The sequence below is a fragment of the Neobacillus cucumis genome (assembly GCF_023715505.1).
On sequence record NZ_JAMBOH010000004.1, the window covers coordinates 229438 to 254604 of the forward strand.

Annotated in this window: 16 protein-coding genes; all 16 read left to right on the forward strand. The window is 37.4% G+C overall.

Annotated features, from left to right (window positions below):
- The 16 genes from M3226_RS08490 to M3226_RS08565 all read left to right on the forward strand — a co-directional run bounded on the left by M3226_RS08490 (nucleotide 1) and on the right by M3226_RS08565 (nucleotide 25133).
- Nucleotides 1–2004: a beta-galactosidase gene (locus tag M3226_RS08490; protein WP_251564333.1), complete on the forward strand. Its 2004-nt coding sequence runs from the start codon at nucleotides 1–3 to the stop codon at nucleotides 2002–2004.
- Complete coding sequence (gene rhaM / locus M3226_RS08495; protein WP_251564335.1) at nucleotides 2001–2315, forward strand: L-rhamnose mutarotase; 315 nt, start codon at nucleotides 2001–2003, stop codon at nucleotides 2313–2315. Before M3226_RS08490 ends, rhaM begins: the two co-directional genes overlap by 4 nt.
- A gap of 23 nt (nucleotides 2316–2338) precedes the next feature.
- Nucleotides 2339–3538 carry an oligogalacturonate lyase family protein gene (locus M3226_RS08500; protein ID WP_251564337.1) on the forward strand — a complete coding sequence of 400 codons (1200 nt, stop codon included), beginning with the start codon at nucleotides 2339–2341 and terminating at the stop codon, nucleotides 3536–3538.
- A gap of 176 nt (nucleotides 3539–3714) precedes the next feature.
- Nucleotides 3715–6291: an exo-rhamnogalacturonan lyase family protein gene (locus M3226_RS08505; RefSeq protein WP_251564545.1), complete on the forward strand. Its 2577-nt coding sequence runs from the start codon at nucleotides 3715–3717 to the stop codon at nucleotides 6289–6291.
- 184 nt (nucleotides 6292–6475) lie between these two features.
- Nucleotides 6476–7999: an extracellular solute-binding protein gene (locus M3226_RS08510; RefSeq protein ID WP_251564339.1), complete on the forward strand. Its 1524-nt coding sequence runs from the start codon at nucleotides 6476–6478 to the stop codon at nucleotides 7997–7999.
- Nucleotides 8000–8084: 85 nt separating this feature from the next.
- Entirely contained in the window at nucleotides 8085–9068 is a 984-nt protein-coding gene (locus M3226_RS08515; protein WP_251564341.1) for an ABC transporter permease, read from the forward strand.
- A 27-nt stretch (nucleotides 9069–9095) separates the two neighbouring features.
- Nucleotides 9096–9986, forward strand: coding sequence for a carbohydrate ABC transporter permease (locus M3226_RS08520; protein WP_251564343.1), 891 nt, complete (start codon nucleotides 9096–9098; stop codon nucleotides 9984–9986).
- A gap of 276 nt (nucleotides 9987–10262) precedes the next feature.
- Nucleotides 10263–12740, forward strand: coding sequence for a glycosyl hydrolase (locus M3226_RS08525; RefSeq protein ID WP_251564345.1), 2478 nt, complete (start codon nucleotides 10263–10265; stop codon nucleotides 12738–12740).
- 441 nt (nucleotides 12741–13181) lie between these two features.
- Complete coding sequence (locus M3226_RS08530; RefSeq protein WP_251564547.1) at nucleotides 13182–13868, forward strand: DUF1961 family protein; 687 nt, start codon at nucleotides 13182–13184, stop codon at nucleotides 13866–13868.
- A 34-nt stretch (nucleotides 13869–13902) separates the two neighbouring features.
- A complete protein-coding gene (locus M3226_RS08535) occupies nucleotides 13903–14565 on the forward strand; it encodes a YesL family protein (RefSeq protein WP_251564347.1) in 663 nt (220 codons plus the stop codon).
- Nucleotides 14566–14671: 106 nt separating this feature from the next.
- Nucleotides 14672–15865, forward strand: a complete 1194-nt coding sequence (locus tag M3226_RS08540; protein WP_251564349.1) for an ISL3 family transposase — start codon at nucleotides 14672–14674, stop codon at nucleotides 15863–15865.
- A gap of 388 nt (nucleotides 15866–16253) precedes the next feature.
- Nucleotides 16254–18596 (forward strand): AraC family transcriptional regulator, encoded by a 2343-nt coding sequence (locus M3226_RS08545; protein ID WP_251564352.1) that lies wholly within the window; start codon nucleotides 16254–16256, stop codon nucleotides 18594–18596.
- Between the two features lie 211 nt (nucleotides 18597–18807).
- Complete coding sequence (locus M3226_RS08550; protein WP_251564354.1) at nucleotides 18808–20598, forward strand: sensor histidine kinase; 1791 nt, start codon at nucleotides 18808–18810, stop codon at nucleotides 20596–20598.
- On the forward strand, nucleotides 20576–22138 hold the full coding sequence (locus tag M3226_RS08555) for a response regulator transcription factor (RefSeq protein WP_251564356.1): 1563 nt from the start codon (nucleotides 20576–20578) through the stop codon (nucleotides 22136–22138). The genes M3226_RS08550 and M3226_RS08555 overlap by 23 nt, the downstream gene beginning before the upstream one ends.
- Before the next feature lie 25 nt (nucleotides 22139–22163).
- On the forward strand, nucleotides 22164–23456 hold the full coding sequence (locus M3226_RS08560; protein WP_251564358.1) for an ABC transporter substrate-binding protein: 1293 nt from the start codon (nucleotides 22164–22166) through the stop codon (nucleotides 23454–23456).
- Between the two features lie 366 nt (nucleotides 23457–23822).
- The gene (locus tag M3226_RS08565) at nucleotides 23823–25133 is read left to right on the forward strand and encodes an ABC transporter substrate-binding protein (protein ID WP_251564361.1); all 1311 of its coding nucleotides are present in this window, start codon (nucleotides 23823–23825) and stop codon (nucleotides 25131–25133) included.
- Nucleotides 25134–25167 lie beyond the last annotated feature (34 nt).

Genomic DNA, 25167 nt, shown 5'->3' on the forward strand with positions numbered 1-25167 from the left:
TTGGGCAAAAAGTTATATCACGGAGCAGCTTATTATCCTGAACTATGGGATGAAAAGGTAATAAATGAAGACATTGAAATGATGAAACAAACGGGGATTAATGTAGTAAGAATCGGTGAATTTGCTTGGTCCAATATGGAGCCGAAAGAAGGTCAGTTTGATTTATCCTTCTTTATGAATGTGATTAATAAACTCTATGAAAATGGTATTGATACCGTGATGTGTACGCCGACTCCCACACCGCCAATCTGGTTCACAGACGGTCATCCAGAAAGGATGTATGTCGAGCGGGATGGAAGAGTAATGGGACATGGCTCAAGACAGCATGCCTGCACCAACCATTTCTACTTCCGTGAAAGAGCCGCTCTGATAACAGAACATATTGCCCAAGCAGTGGGTAGTCTGCCAGGTGTGATTGGCTGGCAGATTGATAATGAATTTAAATGTCATGTTAGTGAATGTATGTGCGCTACATGTAAAGAATTATGGCATCAGTGGTTAGAGGAGCGTTATGGGACGATCGAGCAACTGAATGAAGCATGGGGTACGCAAATTTGGAGTGAATACTACCACAGCTTTGAACAAGTACCACCGCCAGGTCATGCACCATTTTTACACAACTCATCGTTGAGTACCATGTATCAATTATTTTCAATGGAAAAAATTGCAGAATTTTGTGATGAGCAAGCAGCGATTATTAGAAAGTATTCATGTGCACCCATTACCCATAATAGTTCAGTTATGTTTAGTGTTGATAATGAGAGACTCTTTAAAAACCTTGACTTTGCCTCTTTTGATACCTATGCAACCATCGATAATTTCCCTGCCTATCTTATTAACAGTGATTTGTGGCGGAACTTTAAGAAAGGCAAAGACTTTTGGGTAATGGAAACCAGCACATCGTATGCTGCATCGCTCGAAAGCTACGCAAGCCCGCATCCAAATGGGTATTTAAAAGTCGAGGCGGCTGCAGCATATGCCTTAGGGGCGGAAGGATTTTCGTATTGGTTGTGGAGACAGCAGCGTGCCGGCTGCGAGCAGCCGCACGGTTCTGTTATAAGTGCATGGGGAAAACCAACAGTGGGCTATGCGAATGTGCTGGAAGTAGAAAAGATGAGAAAAGAAATCGAACCTATTATCCTAGCGACAAGACCGAGTCAAGCAGAATTGGCCATCACCTATTCTGACCGGGCAAAGGCTTTTTTGAAAACGGAATCACACCGTGGGTTAAATCACCGTGCATTAGTAACAGATTTTTATGAAAAGGTATTATCCATGGGGATCCATCGCGACCTTATTCCTGAAGGGGCAAGCCTTGAGGGGTATAAAGTATTATTGACACCGTTTATCCCGTATGTGTCATCAGAGTTTTTAGCTCGTGCGAAGCAATTTGTTGAAAATGGTGGAGTCTGGATTGCAGGCCCTTTAACAGGAGGAAGGACTGAGTCCCATACGGTCCATACGGATCGAGCTTTGGGGGAGCTTGAGAATACCGCTGGTGCGGAGGTTTTATTTACTTTCCCTATGGATAACAGCGGAACCATCGGCCGTGCCTTTGATGTATCTGCACCGCTTGGGCTGTGGAGTTCAGTATTCGAATTTGACCAAGAAAAGTCAGTCGGCATGATTGAAGAGGGACTATCTGAAGGAAAATCCTTTATTACCGAGCATCGTCTTGGGGCTGGAAAAATGGTCATGCTTGGTTCGATGCCGCAAGGGGCGGAAGGAGCCCTAATGTTACAGAAACTTGTGGATCATTATTCACAAGAAGCCAATTTATCACTTAGAACAGACGTAACAAAAGGAACCATCGTTGCTCCGAGACAGGGTGATGGATATTCTGTTTGGTTTGTGATCAACATGGACGGTAATGGTGGAAGCGTTACCTTGCCATTGGAAGGAATCGATTTACAGACGAATCGCAAAGTTAGCCCGGGAAAACTAGAAATCGGTAAATTTGAATATAGAGTGATTCGTATTAATGATAAGGAGTGTTTTAGATGATTCGAAAAGCAACAGTGATGAAGGTGTTTGAAGGATTTCAACAAGAATACAAGAAACGCCATGATGAAATATGGCCTGAGCTTGCACTAGAATTAAAAAATCATGGAGCCCATCATTACTCGATTTTTCTTGATGAAAAAACGAATAATCTGTTTGCCTATGTTGAAATCGAAAGTGAAGAAAAGTGGAATGCAATGGCTGAAACCGAAGTTTGCCAGAAATGGTGGGCCTATATGAAAGATATTATGGAAACCAACCCTGATAATAGCCCGGTATCAATTGAATTAAAGCAGGTATTTTATTTAGATTAATAGATAGAAAAGAGGAATGGAACATGGGGAAGGGAACTAAATGGCCATCTGAAATGAAGGAATTCCGAGATCCGATTACGGGAGCGGCCATTACACAATTAACAGATTACTTGGCTCATAGTTATCATCTATATTTTACCAATGACGGCTGGTATGACAACGGTTCTAAAATTTTAATTTGTTCGGACCGTGGAAACAGCACAAACTTATTTAGTCTGGACCTGAAGAACGGTGAATTAACACAAATAACAGACCTAGATAAGAACGCTTCGAAGGGAATACAAGGTACCTATATCAACCCTGTCAAAAATGAAGCGTACTTTACCTATGGTAAAACGATTATCGCGATCGACCTAGATTCATATGAGGAAAAAGTGATCTTTACTTTGCCACACGGATATAACTTTAGCAATCTTAGCTGTACTGCTGATGGAAAACACCTATGTTTTGGTCTCTCTGAGGACTTGTCCCAAACCATTAAGAGTAATTTATCAGGCGGGTATGTAGGGTTTGAAGAAACTGAAGCAGCACGACCGCACTGTCAAATATGTTTACTATCATTTGAGACGGGAGAAACAAAAGTAATTCATGAGGAAAAACGATGGATTGGCCATGTCAACGCTTCACCAACACAGCCGCATCTTATTACCTTCTGTCATGAGGGTCCATGGGAAAAAGTGGACCATCGTATTTGGGTATTGAATATTAATACCGGTGAAGTCTGGAAAATAAGAGAGGGAGAACCAAACCAATATGCGGGACATGAGTATTGGCATGCGGACGGTCTACATATTGGCTACCATGGTTTTACCGAATCATTGGACCGTAAAGACGGAAAATTCCTTGGGTTTGCTAAATATGATAATTCTGTTTGCGAAGAATTTGAATTTCCCTATCAAAATATGCACATCCATTCCAATGATTCCACCTACATTGTAGGAGATGGTCAACAATCAAGTGCCTACCATGGTGAAAGGTATCAGGATTGTATCTTTCTATGGAAAAAAACAAATGAGGGAATGGAAGGGCCGCGGATTCTTTGTAAGCATCGTGGAAGTTTTCAAATTCAGCAAGTCCATGTTCATCCCCGCTATACTCCCGATGGGAACAAGATCTTGTTTACAAGTGATCGCACCGGATACGGGAATATCTATCTGGCAGAAGTTCCTGAATTTGAAAGTCTGCCACAGCTGGTAGAAGGAAAATTGATAAAAAGTGAATAATCAGGATTAAACAGGCAAAAAATAAATGCCTGTTTTTTTTTGTTAATAGTGCAAAAATGTCTTAGGTGATCATAATAAGTCAAATGATAATGTTCGCAAAAATTGAACGTTGAAGGAAAGTGAAAGATTGAAAATAATAGGATTGTAGCATATAAACCAGCCAGTGGAGGAGTGAGATTATGAAATTACATTGGTTAAACAAAAGGCCAAAGGATCTTACAGGAATTTCTTGGGGGATTCCTTGGGAAAGAGGGACATTAAAAAGGGAAGATATCATCTGTCTTGGGAGTAGCAGCGGTAAAAAAAGTTCGTTACAAACATGGCCAATGGCCTTTTGGCCAGATGGAAGTGTAAAGTGGACTGGTCATGCAGCAGTCCTTCAAGGAGATGAGGATTCATATGAGGTATCTATTAGTGAACATATAAAATCTGACAGTATCTTGCAGGTAAAGGAAATTAATCATACGATTGTAATCGATACAGGTAAACTAATATTCTCCCTTAATAAACAAGGGAATAAGATTATTAATTTTGTAAAAAGAGGGACAAAAACGGTTGCGTTTGACGGTAAATTAAATGCAATTAGAGAGACTCGCAGTAAGGAAAGTGGGATTACGGTCATCCGCGAAGAACCATTAGAAGGAATGATCAACAAAGTGGAAATTGAGCAAAATGGTCCTTTAAGAGCCGTTATTAAGGTTGAAGGAACCCATCAGGCTGAATCAGGAACAGGTACATTACTTCCGTTTGAATTAAGGCTTTACTTTTATGCAAACACTGAATCCGTTCGAACCGTTCATACCCTTTTCTACGATGGCGATCCCGAGAAGGATTTTATTAAAGGTGTAGGACTGGAATTATCCGTTCCACTTACAGGAGAAGCGTGGAATCGTAATGTACGTTTTTCAGGAGATGAAGAGATTTATTCAGAAGCAGCCCAGCTTCTTCTTACCAGAAGACACAGAAATGTGGATGGCTTGTTTCAAAAACAGATAGCCGGTGAAATAGTTACCCTAACAGAAGAAAAACACTCTCAATTATTAGAACATGCTAAACAAAATGCCATTTGGAATGATTTCAAACTTCAGCAGGATTCAGCAGACCATTATCGAATCACCAAACGGACACAAGAATCCTCTGCCTGGGTGGAATCCACTCATGGTACTAGAGCAAAGGGTTTGCTTTATATCGGTGGAGAGGATCATGGGATCTCAGTCGGGATAAAGAATTTTTGGCAAAAATTCCCCTCAGCACTGGAAGTTAGTGATTTAAATAAGTATGAAGCAAAATTGAAAGCCTGGTTTTGGTCACCGGATTCAGGAGCAATGGATCTGCGGCATTATAATAACGAAACACATGTTGTCAGTGCCTACGAGGGTTTTGATGAAATGCGTTCCACTCCGTTTGGGATTGCCAATACCAGTGAGGTCTATTTACAATTTTATACTGATAGACCTTCAAATGAAGAGCTTATAAATAAAATAGAAGAATGGCAAGCTCCTTTATTATTAGTATGTGAGCCCGAATATTATCACCAGACGAAAGCTTCTGGTGTTTGGAGTTTAGTCGATCGTACCACCCCAATGAAAGCAAAGTTGGAAGAACAAATTGATAAAGCCTTCCATTTTTATAAGAAGGAAATCGAACAGCGAAGATGGTATGGTTATTGGAATTATGGTGACGTCATGCATACCTATGATCCAGTCCGTCATCAATGGATGTATGATATCGGAGGTTTCGCTTGGCAAAATACGGAGCTCGTGCCAAATATTTGGCTCTGGTATTCATTTTTACGGTCAGGACGAGAAGACGTGTTTATCATGGCAGAGGCGATGACAAGACATACCAGTGAAGTGGATTGTTATCACTTTGGTGAGTACGCTGGGTTAGGTTCTCGTCATAATGTGGTTCATTGGGGCTGCGGCTGTAAAGAAGCGCGTATTAGTATGGCGGGATTACATAAATACTATTATTTCTTAACAACCGATGAAAGAGTAAGAGATTTACTTACCGAAGTAAAAGATGCCGACCAAGCATTAGCCAATCTAGATCCAATGAGAGAGTTTTATACAACTGAACAATTCCCGACACATGCCCGAGTCGGTCCAGATTGGGCTGCCTTTTGTTCCAATTGGTTATCAGAGTGGGAACGTACAGAAAATCAAACGTACAAAGAAAAGATCATGACGGGCATAAATACATTAAAAAAGTTGCCGTTCCGGTTGTTATCGGGTCCGACCTTTGGATATGACCCTAAGACAAGCACTCTCCTACATATGGGAGACGGAAATGAAGGAGGCTATCATATGGTGATTGCTTTCGGGGGTCCCCAGGCGTGGATGGAACTCGCACAGGTCCTCGAAGATGCAGAATGGGAGGATATGTTAGCAGAATTTGGCGAATTTTACGTTCTAAGTAATGAAGAAAAATTAGCTAGAAGTAATGGTATCCTTCACAATAAATTATTTAGTCTGCCAATGCTTGCTTCTGGAATGGTTGCTTATGCCGCCGCAAGGAATAAAGATAAAAACCTGGCCGAAAAAGCTTGGAATCTACTATTAGATGAAGAGATCAGTCAAATGGTGTTGCCAATAAAAGAAGAAGAGGTCCAAAGTTGGAGGAAGTTAACCGAAGTTCCAAGTATTACGACTAATACTACATCACAGTGGTGTCTAAATACGATTGTATCTTTGGAGTTAATTGGTGAATACCTGCCAAACCAAGAATTCAAGAAAGTATTAGTCCAACAATAAAGTGCTTAAAGGTTTGAAAGCCTTGTCATATCAAGGGTTTCGTTAAGACAAAAAAATGTAATTGTCCGTAAAATGAAAGCGGTTTAAATTATGAGTATAGCACGACACAATTACTGGATTAGTAAAGCATACCTAGTAATTGGTAATTCTTGGAAATGAAAATATTAAATTGGGGGTAACCAAAATGAAAAACAGAAAAAAGTTCGGTAAAAAGGTGGCTATTCCAGCATTATCAGCCATGCTCCTTTCTTCCCTTGTAGCATGCAGTAATTCTGAAAAGACATCAAGTGAAGCTAGTAATTCAAAAGATGGTAAATTAAATATTTCAATTATGACCACAGCGTTTTCAGCTACGCCACCTTCTAGTAACAGTCCGGCCCTAAAAGCGCTTGAAAAGTATACAAAGTCTAATATTACTGTAAATTATGTTCTGAATTCGGTTTATTCTGATAAGTTAAATGTAACTTTAGCCTCAGGCAAGCTTCCGACGATTATCATGATTCCTGATAAAATCCCAAGTTTCGTCAGTGCTGTCCGTAATGGAGCATTTTGGGACTTAACACCGTATTTAAAAGATTATCCAAATTTAAGTAAGGCCAATGAAGTGACCTTACAAAATAGTGAAATTGATGGAAAAGTATATGGGATTTATCGGGCCCGCCCGCTTGGAAGAAACGGGATCTATTTCCGCCAGGATTGGTTGAAAAAGTTGGGATTACAAGAGCCTAAAACGATTGACGATTTTTATAATGTCTTAAAAGCATTCACAAACAATGACCCTGATGGGGATGGTAAAAAAGATACGTACGGTATGGTTATTTCAAAGTTTACCGGTCCGTTCGATGTTATGCAAACATGGTTTGGTGCTCCGAATAAATTTGGCTTAACAAGCGATGGAAAACTCCAGCCTGATTTTATGACACCAGAATATATGACTGCATTGAAATTCTTTAAGAAATTGTATGACGAAAAATTAATCAATCATGATTTTGCTGTAATGGACTCCGGACAATGGGATATTCCATTTCAAAAGGGAGAAGCCGGAGCCATTGTTAACGTATTGGACCAAGCCCATCGTAATCAGACTGCTATGGAAAAGATCGATCCTAATTTAAAAGACGCAGTTGGTGTAATGGGAGCCGTCTCAGGCCCAGAGGGACTTCATAATCTGCCTACTGCGGGTTATAGCGGCATGCTGGCAATTCCAAAATCAAGTGTGAAAACTGAAGCACAATTAAAACAAGTATTATCTTTTATAGATAAGCTGAATAATGAACCGGCTCAAACAATCGCCTATGCTGGTGTCGAGGGACGTCATTATAAGATGGAGAATAACAATATCGTACCTCTTTTCACAGCTCAAGACCCGGAATCTACTGAATATACAGACCTAAACCAATTTGTACCAGGGATTCCTGTAAGTAATTTCAAACATCCAGAGTATTCACCGCTCCAAGTAAAAGAAAATGAAATTATGAAAGAGAATGAAAAAATTGTTGTTCCAAATCCTGCTGCTTCCTTGATTTCTGATGTATACGCGCAAAAAGGACAACAGTTAGACAACATCATCAATGATGCCCGTATAAAATATATTGTTGGTCAAATTGATGAAAAAGGATTTAAAGATGCCATTAAATTATGGCGCAGTTCTGGCGGAGACGATTATGTAGCAGAAATAAATAAATTATACAAAGAAAACAATAAGTAAACATCCAGTTAAAGAACAGGCGGTTTTCGAACTGCCTGTTTCTGCAAATGAAATAAAAACATAGAAGGAAAGGAGAGAATCAATAATGGAAAAAATCAGTGCGCAAGTTGCTGAAACTGATATACCCCAACCGGCAATAGGATCAAAAACAAAAATAAAGTCAGAGGTTTCTCCGATTCAACGGATCATTAGAGATAAATGGCTCTATATTCTACTGCTCCCGGGGTTGGTCTATTTTATTGTGTTTAAATATCTTCCAATGTGGGGTATTGTTATAGCCTTCCAAGATTATTCACCTTTTACGGGAGTGCTTGGAAGTAAATGGGTTGGATTTGATAACTTTATAGATTTCTTTAAAAATCCTGATTTCTTTCGACTATTAAAAAATACAGCTATTTTTGCAGTGTTAAACTTGGTATTTTTCTTTCCGGCACCGATAATTTTATCCATTCTGTTAAATGAATTACGGGTTGATTCGTATAAGAGAGTTATGCAAACGTTTATTTATGTTCCCCATTTCATGTCATGGGTAATCATTGCGAGCATTACATATATCTTTTTTACCACAAGCGGTGGCATTGTGAATGAAATTGTCTCCCATATTTACGGGAAACAGATTGATTTTCTATCATCACCTAATTGGTTTCGCCCATTAATGATGCTGCAAATTATTTGGAAAGAGACTGGCTGGGGAACGGTTATCTTCTTAGCTGCACTTACATCCGTTGATAAAGAACAGTATGAAGCTGCGATTGTTGACGGTGCAGGAAGATTTAGACGATTATGGCATGTCACTCTTCCTGCTATTAGAAGTACAATCATAGTCATGCTCATCCTGCAACTTGGCCGTTTTCTGGACACTGGCTTCCAACAAATTTACTTAATGTCCAATTCATTAAACCGTGGAGTTGCTGATGTATTTGATACGTATGTTTATTTTGTTGGGATTACACAGGGGGCGTATAGCTATAGTACGGCTGTCGGGCTCTTTAAGTCTGTTATAGGAATCATTCTTGTTTTAGGCTCAAACAAATTAGCCAAGAAAATGGGAGAGGAAGGAATCTTTTAATGTGCAATGTTCAAGGAGGTGCAGAATATGTCAAATCTTAAAATGCATAATACACGTGGAGGGCGTATATTTGATGCCTTTAACGTTGTTATTTTAGCCATCATCGGGATTATTATGATTCTGCCATTTCTTTATATAATAGCAGGATCGTTTGCTACAGAGGCTGAGTTAACTAGGAGAAACTTTTTTATCTGGCCGGAAACGTTTACTCTAAGTGCCTATAAATATATTTTCTCAACCGCAACATTCTCGCGCAGCATTCTGGTATCGATAGCTGTCACCTTAGTTGGTACCTTGGTTTGTCTATTCTTTACATTTACAATGGCTTACCCCTTATCGAGAAAGAATTTATTGGGACGCAACTTGTTTATGAATATGATTGTATTTTCGATGTTATTCAGTGGTGGAATGATCCCTACGTATATCGTAGTTAAATCACTAGGATTGTTAGATTCCTATTGGTCATTAATCTTACCAGGTGCTATCAATCCATTTAATTTAATCATCGTCAAAACTTTCTTTCAAGGTATTCCGAATGAATTGGAAGAAGCAGCTAAGATTGATGGTTGTACAGAAATGGGGATTTTTTGGAGAATTATCTTACCACTGTCGAAACCAGTCCTTGCTACATTTGCGTTATTTTATGCGGTCGGGATTTGGAACGATTTCTTTCATGCCCTATTGTATATTAGTGACAACACCAAGTGGCCTGTCCAAGTGCTGCTCCAACAAATTATTATTTTATCGCAAGGCAATCTTGCGGATACCGCTTCTCAAGGAGCATCATATGTTGAGCCTCCTGCACAATCATTAAAATTAGCTGTTGTAGTTGTGGCTACTTTGCCAATTTTAATTGTTTATCCATTCTTGCAAAAACATTTTGCAAAAGGGATGCTTTTAGGGTCAGTCAAAGGATAAAAGCATACATTTTAATCTAAGAATGCAGGCGGTGGGATGCTTATAAATCTAACCGCTTGTTTTATTTTGCTAAACTCTAGTAACTTTTTAGTACTCTAGCGTAAACATTAATTTATATTTTTTTGACAAAAGAAATTTTTAAACTAAATTTTTTCCTATTGAGGGGAATGACATGCCAACAAAATATATATACGGAAGGAAATAAAGCATGGGTCTGGAAGATTGCCAAAATGTAGAACTGCCTGTAGTAAGTTATCAACAATCGAAGGTGAGCAAATGAACAATTTAACACAACTAAAACATGATTTTAATGATCCTTCTGCGGACTACTCCATTTTGCCATTTTGGTTTTTAAATGGAAATCTCAATAAAGAAGAGATTGCTAGACAATTGAGTGATTTTAAATCAAAAGGGGTTTTCGGCGTTGTTGCCCATCCACGTATTGGTATTCCCGAGGATATTGAATATTTAGGACTAAAATTTATGGATCTGATGCGATTTATCATGCAAGAAGCTACAAAATTAGGCATGAAAGTCATTATTTATGATGAAGGTATGTATCCATCAGGCTCCGCCCATGGAAAGGTGGTTGAGAACAATCCGGAATATGCTGCCCGCGGACTGCGAATGTTGTCCTATAAGGTTAATGGTTTTACACAAATAACAGAAAAATTGGAAGAATACGAGGAGATTGTCCTCGCCGTTGCTGCAAAGGTTACAGGGGAAATGAAAATTGATCCACATTCCGTCATTTCGTTAGAAGTTGAGAACAATACCGTTTCCTTTCAACCAAAAGAAAAGGGAAATTGGTCGATTGTTTTGCTTATTTCAACGTTTTCAAATGGAACGATTCGTGGTCTCCATTTTGGGGAAGATGATGGCGAGCCGGGAGCACCGCCAGCAGGAGATTTGTTAAACCCGGATGCAATGCAAAAGTTTATCCGTGTAACCCATGATGTCTATTATGAACATTTTAAGGAATACTTCGGAAATACCATACCAGCGCTTTTTACAGATGAACCTAATGTTGTTGGCCGTTGTGTTGACACGGAAAAGATTAAGCCGTGGACGATTGGCTTTATGGAATATTATAAGAACCATGGGAATGATCCTACGGACTTGTTATCGTTATGGTTTGACATCGGAAGTGACACAAATGTCAAAAGAAGAAAATTTAAAAAAACGGTCAATAAACGGCTCCAGGAAACGTATTACCGCCCCATTTCCGAGTGGTGTGAAAGTCATGGTATTCAACTGACAGGGCATCCGGAAACAAGTGATGATATCGGATTTTTAAAATATTTTCAGCTGCCTGGCCAGGATCTGGTGTGGAGATGGGTAGGCCCGGAAGACAATAAAGGAGTTACAGGGCGTGACAGTACGCTGGGGAAATGTTCCTCCGATGCGGCAAGGCATCGCGGATTGCCTCGAAATGCCAATGAGTGTTTCGGCTGCTGCGGGCCGAATGGACACCAATGGCAATTTACAGTAGATGATATGAAATGGTTCGTCGATTGGCTTTTTGTCCGGGGAGTTAATCAACTTTATCCCCATGCATTTTATTATTCCATTGAAGGAGGACGTTTAAATGAGCGTGCACCGGATAACGGTCCTCATAACTCATGGTGGAAATATTATAAATTGATCGCTGATTATGAAAAAAAGATGTCCTGGCTGCTGAGTGATTGTACAAACGTTACGGACATTGCCATTTTATGTGAAGAGGATCATATTCCCTGGAAAATTGCTGAACCGTTATATACGAACCAAATCGAATTTAATTACTTGGAAGAAGATCTGTTTCTTCATCACTGTATAATCGAAGAAGGTAAAGTGAAAATTCAAAAACAAAATTATCGAGTGATTATAATTGAAAATCTTGAACAACTCGTTTCCATTGAGCTCGTCCATAAACTCAATCTATTTCTTGAAAACGGGGGTACAGTCTTCGTTTATAATCCCGAAAAGAAAAATCTTCCGTTAAAAGATAATATCGTCCATATTTATAACTATCACAGCGTAATAGGGGCGATTGATCGTGTCGAATCCCGGGATGTTTATATAACACCGCATAATCCTGGGCTTCGGGTGACACATATCGTCAAAGAAGGCATTGATTTCTATGTATTGGTAAATGAAGACGATCATGACATTGAGGGCGAATTGGCTCTTAAATGTAAAGGTACTCTAGAAAAGTGGGATGCATGGTACTCTGATATAGAAACAATAGAAATAAATGTAGCGGATCCAGAGTATACAAAATTCAATCTTTCACTAAAACATCGGGAATCTTTGATTATCTGCGTAAATCAAAATGAATCACCGCCTTTTGCAAATCGAAGCAAAAAATCACAACAAGTTATCGATATAAATGTAAACAAATGGACGATCACAAACCCATTTCGTGATAAAGAACCAATTGAAAAATTGGTTCCATTGTCTGAGTTTGACGATATGAAATATTTTTCGGGTGAATCTATTTATCAAACTATAGTTACTTTGGATTCCATAAATAATTATAAAAAGGCTGAGGTAGACTTAGGAGAAGTTTGCGAGCTTGCTGAAGTTATCGTCAATGGAAAAAGTGCGGGTGCCAAGCTCTGGAGTCCATATCTATTTGACATAACCCAAAATTTGGATACGTATACCCTAAATATAGAGGTAATAGTTACTAACAGTAAGGCAAACGAGTATGCCAAAGAACCGATAAAGTCCGGACTGATTGGCCCTGTAACGTTAAAGCTTTATAAATAGTATAGGATTTACTGGAAATAATTTGATAGAGCAAGATTTTAGTAATATCGAGGGAGGAAGATAGCATGAAAGGAAAGGATACAGCAGTTCCAATCAATCTTTTTCTGGCCGGTGATTCAAATGTTCCGATTTATCTTGAGAATCAAGCACTGATGGCAGGCTGGGGACAGTTTTCATACTAATTATCTAATCCGGGGTGCTGAATATTTGTTATCCAATAAATAAATTTTTATATTTGTAAATGCTGAATATCCCAAGTGAATATTTTCCACTTGGGATTTCTTTTAAATTAAATTAGTGATTGTTACTATAAAGAGCTGTTTTAAATTAGTCAGATAGCGTATCGCAAAAAAGTATGGTTGTAGGAAAAGTGTTAGGGTCTTATATTAATATGTATATAATTAGCAAATTTAGCTTTAAAGGAGGTAATGCTCAGTGATAATGAAACAATTTGAAAAAGGAGAATGCCTCTACGCTAATCCCCTATCAGATCAAAACGATTTAACGGGTTGGAAATTAGAAGGTAGAGCCAAGATAGGCTTTGAACATAATCGTTTACATTTAGAGAATGAACTAGACCCTGATCTTTTTGGGGATCATGCACACTGGGTTTATTGGTGTCCAATAGATTTTCCGGACAAAATCATTATTGAGTGGGAATTCTACCCTCTTCGGGAACCAGGTCTTTGTATGTTCTTTTTCGCTGCAACCGGGAGAAATGGTGAGGACGTGTTTGATGAACAATTGCCGGATAGGAATGGTTTATATCCGGAATATCATTCAGGGGCTATAAATGCTCTGCACTTATCCTATTTCAGGCATAAGTATGCAGATGAAAGGTCGTTTCGCACGTGTAATTTACGGAAAAGCTTTGGATTCCATTTAACCGCCATAGGTGCCGACCCATTGCCGCCTGTAGAGGATGCCCTTCCTCCTTATCATATGAAATTAGTAAAATATGATGGGATGGTCCAGTTTTCCATTAATGAATTAGTTGTACTTGAATGGGTAGATGATGGTCAGACATACGGTCCCATTTATGGCCGCGGAAAAATAGGTTTCAGGCAAATGGCACCAATGAAAGCAGCCTATGCTAACTTAGTTATTCACCAGGCAGTATTAAATTAGCTTACACTTGTTAGATAGATAGGAGGGATGGAACATGCAAATGAAAGGGGCAATCGGCGGATTTTATAAACTTTGTGATTGGATCATGAAGCTTGCCTTTATTAATCTCTTATGGATGGTTTTTTCCACTTTTGGTTTAATTGTTTTTGGTTTTTTTCCTGCAACAATGGCAATGTTTGTCGTTATCAGGAAAATGCTAATGGGTGATTTTGATATACCCGTATTTAAAACTTTTCTGGATTCTTTTAAAAAAGACTTTTTTAAAAGTAATCTGCTCGGGCTTATTTTGTTTATACTAGGGTATTTCTTATATGTAGATATTCATTTAATAAAAACCACGGGAGGACTGCTTAATTTAATCTATTATCCTGCACTAGTTATATGTCTAGGGTTTGTTTTAACTGTATGTTATACCTTTCCTACTTTTGTTCATTATGATTTAAAGGTTTATCAGGTATTAAAAAGTTCTTTTATAATCATGTTATTGAATCCGCTTTCTACCATTTTAATAGTGATTGGGGGGAGTGCAGTCTATCTTTTAATGACCACAGTACCTGGACTAATCCCATTATTCAGTGGCAGTACGCTAGCAGTTGTGATTATGTGGTCATCTTTCTTTGCCTTTTCAAGAATCGAGAGAGCGGAACGGGCTGCTACAGGGGCAGGGGAGACAGCAGTTGTAAAATGGAATAAATAAAAGTGATTCATCACCACATTTTGTGATTTAACAAAAAAAATGAAAACACTCACAGATTCCTGGCAATAATGTTAGCGCCGACTAAACATAACAGGAGGGTCTGAAAGTGTTTTCCGTATCACTAGATTTGCCAGAATTTGAAGTTGTTAAACAAGTATTTCTTGAAGATTGTAATCTCTTACACGTAGAGAAAAGTACGACTGAGGAACATTGTTCTTGCTGTGGCTTTCCTGCCAGTCATGTCCATGACTGGCGGACAAGAAAGGTTCGTGACTTATCTGTCTTAGGAAAGCCTCTTTACCTTTTTGTAAAAGTTAATAGGTACCGTTGTCACAATTGTAATGCGGTATTTTCACAATCCTTTAAATCAATTGGATCTAATAAACAACAAACCAACAGATACAGAGAATATTTATACGAAATGTGCAACGGCTCCACTATTCAAGACGTTAGTCGAAAGGAAAAAGTGCCTTATACCACGGTTGAGAGAATTTTTTATTCCATAGCTAAAGAAAAAGAAATGAAACATTTAGAACACCTTGAAAGTGTTTTAGAAAACAACAAGTTAGTTCTTAGCCTTGATGAAATCGCTGTTCGAAAAGGTCACCGATACGAGACTGTTCTTATGGATGCGAAAACCGGATGTGTGTTGGGTATGGAACATCAGCGTAGTTACGATTCTACTCAATTACTTTTAACGAAGAATATCCTTTCAAATAAATTCGTTCATACAGTTGTTATCGATATGTGGGATCCCTTCCATAAAGCTGTGAAATCAGCATTTCCTGAGACCTGTATTGTGGTTTATAAGTATCATGTGGTGCAAAAGGTAACTCATGCGCTAGATCAAGTAAGAAAGAAGTTTCCTGCCTTGAAAAAGGGTCGTTTCATACTCTTAAAGGGTACTGAAAAGTTAACACCTTATCAAAAGCAACGACTAGACGACGTGCTCGAAGAGCACCTAGAGTTGTCTTATGCCTACTACCTTAAAGAGTTATTCAGAGATGTGTACAAAGCACCTGATTATGATACAGGTGAATCACTCTTAGAAGAATGGATCCAGCTAGCATGGAGCAGTCCATTTCCTGCTTTTCATCAAGTGGCTAAAACCATAGAAAACTGGAAGGCACAGATTCTCCAATACTTTCTTACTCCATTTACAAATGGTCGGATAGAAGGTACTAACCATAAGATTAAAAACATTAAAAGACGTGCCTTTGGATTTAGAAATCTAGAAAGATTTAGACTACGTGTATTTTTGGAGTGTACAGGAAAAACTTATAAAAATCAGGTTGCCTAACCACATCCTTCTTCAGCTTTTTACAGGATAGTTGGTAGAATGGAAGCCGTCAAGGAAAGCACTTGACAGCTTCCATTCTACCAACTTTGTGGTCTGTAAGCTGATGAAGGAGTTACCATAGATTGGGCACCAATCTAGCTAACTTATTTCTGGAATTGAGTGTAAACCACAGAATTTGGTGAAGAGACATAAAAGTAGACATATAAATTTAGTTTTTCAAAACTTTACTATCAATATGTAAAATGAAGGTTTAAATTTGGCATGCAATTGCAGCCAAGTTTTTTTGAATTATAAATAGTGAAATTTAAAGCGCCTTCATTTTTTGGGGGAGTTATGCAATAATATAATTATACTATTATGATTATGCTTTATACATGGAGTGTTCTTAATGCTATTTACAAACATTGATACAAAAAAAGTAAAACGTTTTCAGTGGAAAGGGAACTTTCATCGCAATAGCTTTATTCTTATTTTACTTATTGCTAGCATTCCAGGACTGATCACTGGTCTATGTATCTATTGGTTTGGTGTCGGAAAAGTAGAAGATGAGCTTAGGGCATCCAATGCCAGCCAAATCGTTCAACGGGCAAATAATATGGATGAACAATTTCAATATATAGAGGAATATACCACACATTGGGTATTTGAACCTCGATTTGGGGATTCTTTAAAAAATATTGATTTTGTTAAGCAGTTTAATGAAGCCTATGATATAACCAAGACGTTATCATTATTGCAAGGAAGCCATAATTTGATAAGTGATGACGAATTGTATTTAGATTTGGATGAACCCATCTTATTTAAGCCTCAGTACAATGTATTAGATGAAAAACAGAAGATTTTTTATAATAGTTTACTTTCAAAAGGAACGGAACTTCATTGGGTAGAGTATTCTCAAAGTAAAGGGAGAAGATTACCAACTCTGGCTTTTGTCAGTCCCATTCCAATAACCAGTAAAGACCCCTTTGGCGCTTTAATTGTAACGATCGATCATAAGAAAGCACTTCAACTATTAAAGACAATAACCCCTTATGAAAATGGGGCAACTATCCTGTTAAATGAACAAAATAAAGTAATACTATCCTCAAACAGTACTAATCAATCAAATTTTATAAATGCCTTAAAAAAAGAAATAGGGAAACAAAAGGAAAAGAGTGGGTCTTTTCCATTTGAGTTTAATCATATAATGTATTCAATTTCATTTGGTCATTTTACAAGGATTAATTCCAACTGGACATATGTCTCTGCGGCGCCCATGTCATCAATTACAGCACCAATTGTATTTGTGTCAAGGTTAATCATTATTATAAGTGCCTCCGCTCTTATTCTAGCGATTATTTTGTCCTGGTTCACTTCTGTAAAAATATATGCACCTGTCCGCAAATTAGTCAGAAATTTAGTTGGAGAGGAAACAGATAGCTGGAATCAGTACGGTAAGGATGAGTTTTCCATCATTGAACAGCAGTGGATAGAGATGTCCCAAAAAAGTGATTTGCTGGAAAATCGACTTTCAGAACAAGTAAAAGAGCTAAAAAATAGTTTCATCTATCAATTAGTTCAAGGGTATTTTTTCCATTATCATGAAGAAGATTTGCGGCAGCGCATGGAGACATATGGATGGAATTTAAGAAATAGATCCTTTATTGCTTTGGATCTTCAACTTACTGGTTTTAACGATTCCAAAGACAACATCTCCACAAATGATGATGGACTGGTTACCTTCATGGCGGCTAACATTATGGGAGAAATTGCAAAAGAGATGTTTGAGCAATTTAATGTTATAAACTTTTCTGATCTATCAGCAGGGATGTTAGTCATTTATCATCATGATGATTCCTTTCGGGAAGAGTTACATCGTTTTGCAGAGAATGTGACCGAGGCTGTGAACAGGATTATAAAATTACAGGTAACCATTACAATTAGTGAAAAAACCGAAAGTGTAAAGAAAATACCATACATCTTTGAAGAAGTAAGGACAGGAAAGCGATTCAGAACATTTGAAAACATCAACCAGGTTATTGATTTAGAGGAGTACAGAAATAATAGAAATGATATTGATTTCCATTATCCATTTGCAACCGAAAAAGAGATTATTCAAGCGATTCGAATCGGTCATCTTGATGAAATTGAAGTGTTGATCAAAAAATTCACCCAAGAATTAACTAGCAGAGAAATTAGTGAAATTTACATTCAACAGGCTGTTATTCAACTATATAGCAGTATTCAGCACGAAATATTACATTCGGGGATTCATCCGAATGACTTGTTCGAAGGAAAAAATATGTATGAAGACCTCTCTCAAATACGTAATGCTGATAGAATTAATGATTGGTTTGTAAATGATGTCATCAGTCCATATATTCAGAGGCTGGAAGGTCGTATGAATATAGAATTAAAGAGAATAATAGAGCATGTAGTGACAAAAATCGAGGACAATTACATGCACGATATTTCTTTGGAAAGTTGTGCAGATGAAGTGGGGACAAATCCTTATTCTCTAAGTAAAGCATTTAAACAGATTGTTGGGATTAATTTTATTGATTATTTAACCCAGCTAAGGATTGAGAAAGCAAAAGAATTGCTGATACAGTCAGATATGAAAATAAATGATATAGCTGAGAGTGTAGGTTACAGACATAGTTATTTTAATCGTATATTTAAAAAACAAATTGGTATTCCACCAAGCCAATACCGAAAGCTGAAACAGGACGCCAATCAAATGAGAGTTTAAAAAGATGGTTAGGTTTAACCATCTTTTTATTTATAGAATCCATATCAATACAGAGGTGATATGGTTTTTTTAGTTTTATAGATAATCTACATTACTAGTATCTCGGTGTTTAAAAAAAATGTAGAATGATATACAATATAAGCAATATGTTTGCGCTTACAGTGCGTTGAATGTTCGAAATGTTCAAAATAATCAATTGGAGAAAACTTTAATGAAGAAAGCTTTTGATTTATTGAAAAGAAATTATGCGAATCTAAAAATCAAATATAAACTGTTTATTTTAGTTTCGTGGATTATGATTAGTTCCTTTTTATTCACCTTCCTTGGATTACAATATGCTTTTCATATTTATGATGAACAAATCTACAGTAAATCTTCGCAAGTGTTAAGTACATCCTCCAATATCATAGAAAATGAACTTCAAAAAATGGAAGATGTTTCTTACAATATCTTGACCGACCCTCAAATTCAACAATACTTAGCATCAAACGATGCCAAGAGGACAGAGTACGAGCAATATCGTATCCATTCGAATATGGTGGATAAATTATTAAGCTACGTGAACAACGAGAAATATATACAATCCGTAATTCTTGTCGATACGAACGGGGAAGAGTATGTTGCTGGCCCTAGATCTTTTAAATTACCGTCTGATCTAAAAATGAGTATTTTGCGAGAAGCATTATTAGCAGATGGAAAAAACATCTGGGTAAACCCCCATGGAAAAGATTTTACGATTGTTACGGCTCGAGAAATTAGACAATATAAGAATTTGAGTTTTGAACCGCTAGGTACATTAATTATTAATATGAATATGGACAAACTTGTCAGCAGCCTCTTTGAGGGATCAAGTAAAATTGATGGCGAGTTTTTAATCACCAATGATAAAGAACTTATTTATCCGACAGAATCTGCAAGTCCGTTGAAAAAAATAGCTTTGTCCATAAATGAGAAACCCGGCTATCAAATAAAAACGATTGGAGGTAAAAATTATTTCCTGGTTCACATCAACTCTCATTATTTTGATTGGAGTTATGTGAATGCTATACCATTTAATCAAATCTTTAAAAATATTAGTTTCATAAAAACAGTACTAGTCATCATTTTTATTATAATGTTTTTTATTGTCACAATCCTAGGGATCAGATTTGCCAGGAATATAACCATTCCTTTGGAGAATTTAGTTGAAGGTATGCAATATGTACAAAATGGCGATTTTAAAGAAGCTCAGAAGGGTTTCTTGACGTCTTCCGTCCTCTCTAATGATGAGGTAGGTAAGTTACATGAAACCTTTCAAGGTATGACTCAACAAATTGATGAATTGGTGAATGAAAACCTCTCAAAGCAGCTTACGATTAAAGAAACTGAATTTAAAGCCTTACAAGCACAGATAAATCCTCATTTTTTATACAACACCTTGGAGTCAATCAACTGGCTCGCTAAAATGAATGATCAAGACCAAATATCTAAAATGGTTGAAGCGCTTGGTTTTCTGCTGCGAAATTCAATCAGCCTAAAGAAGAAGCTCATCCCGATTGAAGATGAGTTAAATATTGTTAAGAATTATATTGTTATACAAAAATATAGATTTGAAGAAAGATTGGACTTTAACATGCAGGTTGATTCTGACCTGTTTGATGTCTATATCCCTAAATTAACCTTGCAGCCCCTAGTGGAAAATGCCATTCATTATGCGCTGGAGAATATGGTAGATGTATGTAAAATAAGAATTTATTCAGTAGTAAATAAGGAAAATTTTCAGCTAATCGTGGAAGATAATGGTCCCGGAATGGAGCCTTCTTTTCTAGAAAAGTTAAAGAAAGGGGAGGTAAAGACAAGGGGACAAGGTATTGGCTTAGCCAATATAATGGATCGGATTAAACTTTCATTTGGAAACGATTACGGCGTTGAAATTGAGAGTGAGCCTAATAATGGAGCTAAAATCATCTTAGTTTTGCCATATGACAGGGGGGAAGAACATGTACAAAGTATTGTTAGTTGATGATGAAAGAATCATAACCGACGGTATGTCAAAAGTGATTAAATGGGAGTCAATCGGGACAAGTTTAATCGGGACGGCGAAGAATGGACTTGAAGCCTTTGAAAAAATCACTGAGAATATGCCGGATATTGTGATTAGTGATATTAAAATGCCTGGAATGAATGGGCTTGAATTGGTGGCAAAAGTACATAAACATTATCCAGAAATCCGTTTTATATTGTTATCAGGGTTTAGTGAATTTGATTATGCCAAGCAGGCAATGGTGTATGGGGTTAAACATTATTTGCTTAAACCCTGTAATGAAAATACGATTATCGAAGCACTTAAGGAAATAAGTGAAGAGTTAAATCAGGAGAAAGAGCGGGAACAATTTATTAATAATCTGCAAGAATCTCTTGAAAATGTTCTTCCTTATGCCAAGGAACAGTGGTTGAAGGAATATATTACAAATATTTATGAAAATACCGACTCTACAGCCTATCAAAAACTTCTTGAGTTAGATTTAGACATATCCAATGTTCGCCTAGTTTTATTCCAGATAGAGGGCCCATTTCAAGTTGAGCAATTGTTTGCCATAAAGAACATAGCTGAACTGAATTTTCAATCATATATTCTTAGTTGCTCGATAGGAGAATTAATTTTAATTCTTGTAAAGGATGATGGTGAAAATAGTCTGCTTTATGAAAAAATTGAAAAGATTAGAAAAAACTTTTATCAATATTATCAACTGGATTGCACCATTGCTGTAAGTGAAACAGGGAACATCAGCAATGCGAATAAATTATATAAGGAAGCACTAGATTGTCTAAATTATCGTTTTTATTTAGGTGAAGGCAGCATTATTACCAAAGAAGACATAGAAAATCAAAATGATGATCATGATCAGCAGGAGTTTTATTATGATGACCAGAAATTCTGCCGATTAGTCAAATCTGGCTGTTGGAGAGAAGTTGAGGATGAAATTATAACTTTTTTCGACTATTTAGCCGATTTGAGATTCGATATAAGTGCTACAAAATCATATGTCATTCAACTTTTTAATAGCATGATTCGTTTGTGCGATACCAATAGTATGAACTCATACTTAACGAAGCTGCAGGTTCTTTTAGAATTAGAAACAATTCAAAGTATGAAGTCCTTTTTCAAGGATATCGCCGAGGAAATAACGGATGGATTTTTTCAACAAACCAAAAATAGACATTCCGCCATTATCAGCAGAGTACTTGAAATTATAAAAAACCATATAGCTGATTCTCAGCTTAGCCTGCAATGGGTGGCAAATGAGATGTTGTATATGAATGCCGATTATCTCGGAAAGCTGTTTAAAAAAGAGACAGGTGAGAAATTCTCTAATTATCTGACTCGGGTTCGAATCGAAAAGGCCATTTATATGATTGAAAATGAAAGTGATGTAAAAATCTTTGAGCTAGCAGAAAAAATTGGGTTTGGGGATAATGCCCAATATTTTAGTCAGGTTTTCAAAAAGCAAACTGGGTTTACGCCATCCGAATATAAACGAGAATCTGTCCAAGGTATGTAGAATGAGACAAAAGGGGAATAAAACGATGAAAAAACTATTAATCTCCATTTTACCCCTGGTAGTAATGTTGGCCTTCACTGGATGTTCAGAAAACAGCAGTGCGGATTCTTCCAAAAATAAGGAAGAGAAAATCAACCTGAGGTTTGCTTGGTGGGGCGAACAGCCTAGAAACGATTATACACTGAAGGTAATAAAATTGTTTGAAGAAAAGAACCCAGACATCCATATTGAATTTGAATTTTCAAATTGGGATGATTATTGGAAGCGGTTAGCTCCAATGGCCGCTGCAAACCAGTTACCAGACATTATGCAAATGGATCTTCTCTATTTAAAAGCGTATAGTGCCAACAACTTACTTGAAGATTTAACACCCTACATCGAAAATAACACCATTAATACCAAATACATTGATGAGAAAATCCTTTCAGGGGGAAAAGTAAAGGATCAAATTTATGGTTTCCCATTAGGGTTAAATGCCCCTGCTGTTATCATGGACCCCAATTTAGTTGCCTCTGCAACGAATCAGGTCCCAACGCAGAACTGGATATGGGAGGACTTTGAAAAAATAGCCATGCAGGTCCACAAACAAAAAAATATATATGGAACTAATGGAATGAAACCGCCAGAGGTATTTTTCCCCTACTTTTTGCGAACCAATGGAAAGGATTTATATAATCCAGAGGGCACATCATTAGGGTATGAAGATGATCAATTATTTGTCGATTATTTCGAAAGACAATTAAGATTACTAGACGAAGGAGCGTTCCCAAGGGTTGATATAACAGAACAGATTAAAGGGATTGAAGATGAGCTATTAGTGAACAAACAAGCTCCGATGACTTGGGCATATTCCAATCAATATTATGGTTTTTCAAAAGAATCAGGACGGGAGCTAGAGATATATGCCCCGCCAGGGCCAAATCAACAGACAAGTTTGTCTATAAGAGCCAGTATGCTTTTTTCAATCACTAAAAGCTCCAAACATAAGGAGGCCGCTGCAAGATTTATTAACTTTTTTGTTAACGATATTCAAGCTAATAAGTTAATTAAAGGTGAAAGAGGCGTTCCCGTTTCAACTAAAGTGGCGGAGACAGTCAAAAAGGGTCTTTCCACAGAACAAAAAAAGGCTTTTGACTACGTATTCAATGTTGAAAATACAAATAGCAAGGTTGAGGCAGCAGATCCACTTGGAGGAATTGAAGTTGTTCATTTGTTACAGGATATCTCTGAACAAATTCTTTTTAAAAAAATTACACCACTAGAAGGGGCACAAAGATTTAGAAAAGAGGCAAATGAAATACTTCAGAAAAATAAATAAGTAACTTAAAAGACTCCGTTGGGGATTGTGTTATTACCCATATCGGAGTCTTTTTATTTTGGTTCACAATATTGATGATTTTATATCTGTTGATTGGAGCGGAAGGTGCTCGACTCCTGTGGGAGTACGGAACAGGGGAGACCCGACAGGCGCTAATGCGCCGAGGATGCTCCCCGGCAAGCCCGCGGAAAGCGAGCTCCAAGAGCGGAAATCAACAGCTAAATTTATCGGAGTTCTATTATTCAATAATAGAATGTCTGATTTTTAAACAAACTACTCGGTTATTTATATTCAGACAATTCTAATAGTAAAGGTATAATAACGAATGTAAACACTTACAAAAAAAGAAAAAGGGGGATTCAATTAATGAAAAAGTTCATGGTTATGCTGTTTTCACTGATTCTAGTATTCTCATTAGCAGCATGCAGCGGAAGCAGTACCACAAGTAAGAGCGAATCTGCTGGGAAAGAAAAAGCTGCAAGTAAAGATGAAAAAGTTACACTTCGTATTGCTTGGTGGGGATCACAGCCAAGACATGATTACACATTAAAAATCATCGATATGTATGAGAAGCAAAACCCTAATGTGAAGATTGAAGCAGAATATGCGAGCTGGGATGATTATTGGAAAAAGTTAGCTCCTCAAGCAGCTGCCAACCAATTGCCAGATATTATTCAAATGGACCTCTCATATTTCTCACAGTATGCAGAAAACAATCAAATTGCTGATTTGACTCCATACTTAGACAAGCAAATCGACACCAAAGACACCAATCAAAATATTATTGATGGCGGAAAACTTGGTGACAAATTATACGGTCTCAATGCAGGGGTAAACGTACTAGGTTATCACTATGACCCAGCATTACTTAAAAAGGCCGGTGTAGAATCTATTGATGAAAACTGGACATGGGATGATTATAAAGAAATCGCTAAAAAAGCAAAGGCTGCAGGCCTATTTGTAGATACCGGTGTTAAGGCAGACGTATTTTTTAATTATTATTTAAGAACACAAGGAAAGTCTCTTTATAGCAAGAATGGTACAGGTTTAGGATATAAGGACGACAAATTATTTGTAGACTTCTTTAAAATGACTTCTGGTTTAGTAAAAGATAAAGCGGTTCCAACACCTGACTATATGGCACAGGTAAAAGGAATCGAAGATGATCCTGTTGTAAAACAAAAAGCAATTGGTATTTGGCAATGGTCTAACCAGTTTGTTGGCTTACAGCAAGTGGCAAACAGACCGCTTGAAATCAATAACATGCCAGGACCTGATAGTGATAAAGGACTATTCTTAAAACCAAGTATGTTCTGGTCAATGGCAAACAACTCTGAGCATAAAGAAGAGGCAGCAAAGTTTATTAACTTCCTAACTAATGATATTGAAGCAAACAAATTAGCGCTCGGAGATCGTGGTGTACCAGGATCTGCAGCAGTCAAAGAAGCATTGAAGCCATTACTAACTCCAGCACAAAAACAAGTATTTGATTACGTGGAATGGGCTGAAAAACATAGTTCAGCATTTAATGGTCCAGATCCAGTTGGAGCAGGGGAAGTTATCGAGCTTTTTGATAGCTTGAATGAACAAATGAGCTATGGAAACATAAAAGTAGAAGATGCTGCGAAACAATTTAGACAACAAGCTGAAAGCATTTTGGCTCAAAATAAGAAATAATTTTAATCCGATAGCTGGTCCTTTCTCGGATCAG

Excerpts from the sequence above, each read along its gene's own strand:
- rhaM (WP_251564335.1), top strand. The coding sequence starts at position 2,001 with ATGATTCGAAAAGCAACAGTGATGAAGGTGTTTGAAGGATTTCAACAA.
- M3226_RS08500 (WP_251564337.1), top strand. The coding sequence starts at position 2,339 with ATGGGGAAGGGAACTAAATGGCCATCTGAAATGAAGGAATTCCGAGAT.
- M3226_RS08510 (WP_251564339.1), top strand. The coding sequence starts at position 6,476 with ATGAAAAACAGAAAAAAGTTCGGTAAAAAGGTGGCTATTCCAGCATTA.
- M3226_RS08515 (WP_251564341.1), top strand. The coding sequence starts at position 8,085 with ATGGAAAAAATCAGTGCGCAAGTTGCTGAAACTGATATACCCCAACCG.
- M3226_RS08520 (WP_251564343.1), top strand. The coding sequence starts at position 9,096 with ATGTCAAATCTTAAAATGCATAATACACGTGGAGGGCGTATATTTGAT.
- M3226_RS08525 (WP_251564345.1), top strand. The coding sequence starts at position 10,263 with ATGAACAATTTAACACAACTAAAACATGATTTTAATGATCCTTCTGCG.
- M3226_RS08530 (WP_251564547.1), top strand. The coding sequence starts at position 13,182 with ATGAAACAATTTGAAAAAGGAGAATGCCTCTACGCTAATCCCCTATCA.
- M3226_RS08535 (WP_251564347.1), top strand. The coding sequence starts at position 13,903 with ATGCAAATGAAAGGGGCAATCGGCGGATTTTATAAACTTTGTGATTGG.
- M3226_RS08545 (WP_251564352.1), top strand. The coding sequence starts at position 16,254 with ATGCTATTTACAAACATTGATACAAAAAAAGTAAAACGTTTTCAGTGG.
- M3226_RS08550 (WP_251564354.1), top strand. The coding sequence starts at position 18,808 with ATGAAGAAAGCTTTTGATTTATTGAAAAGAAATTATGCGAATCTAAAA.
- M3226_RS08555 (WP_251564356.1), top strand. The coding sequence starts at position 20,576 with ATGTACAAAGTATTGTTAGTTGATGATGAAAGAATCATAACCGACGGT.
- M3226_RS08560 (WP_251564358.1), top strand. The coding sequence starts at position 22,164 with ATGAAAAAACTATTAATCTCCATTTTACCCCTGGTAGTAATGTTGGCC.
- M3226_RS08565 (WP_251564361.1), top strand. The coding sequence starts at position 23,823 with ATGAAAAAGTTCATGGTTATGCTGTTTTCACTGATTCTAGTATTCTCA.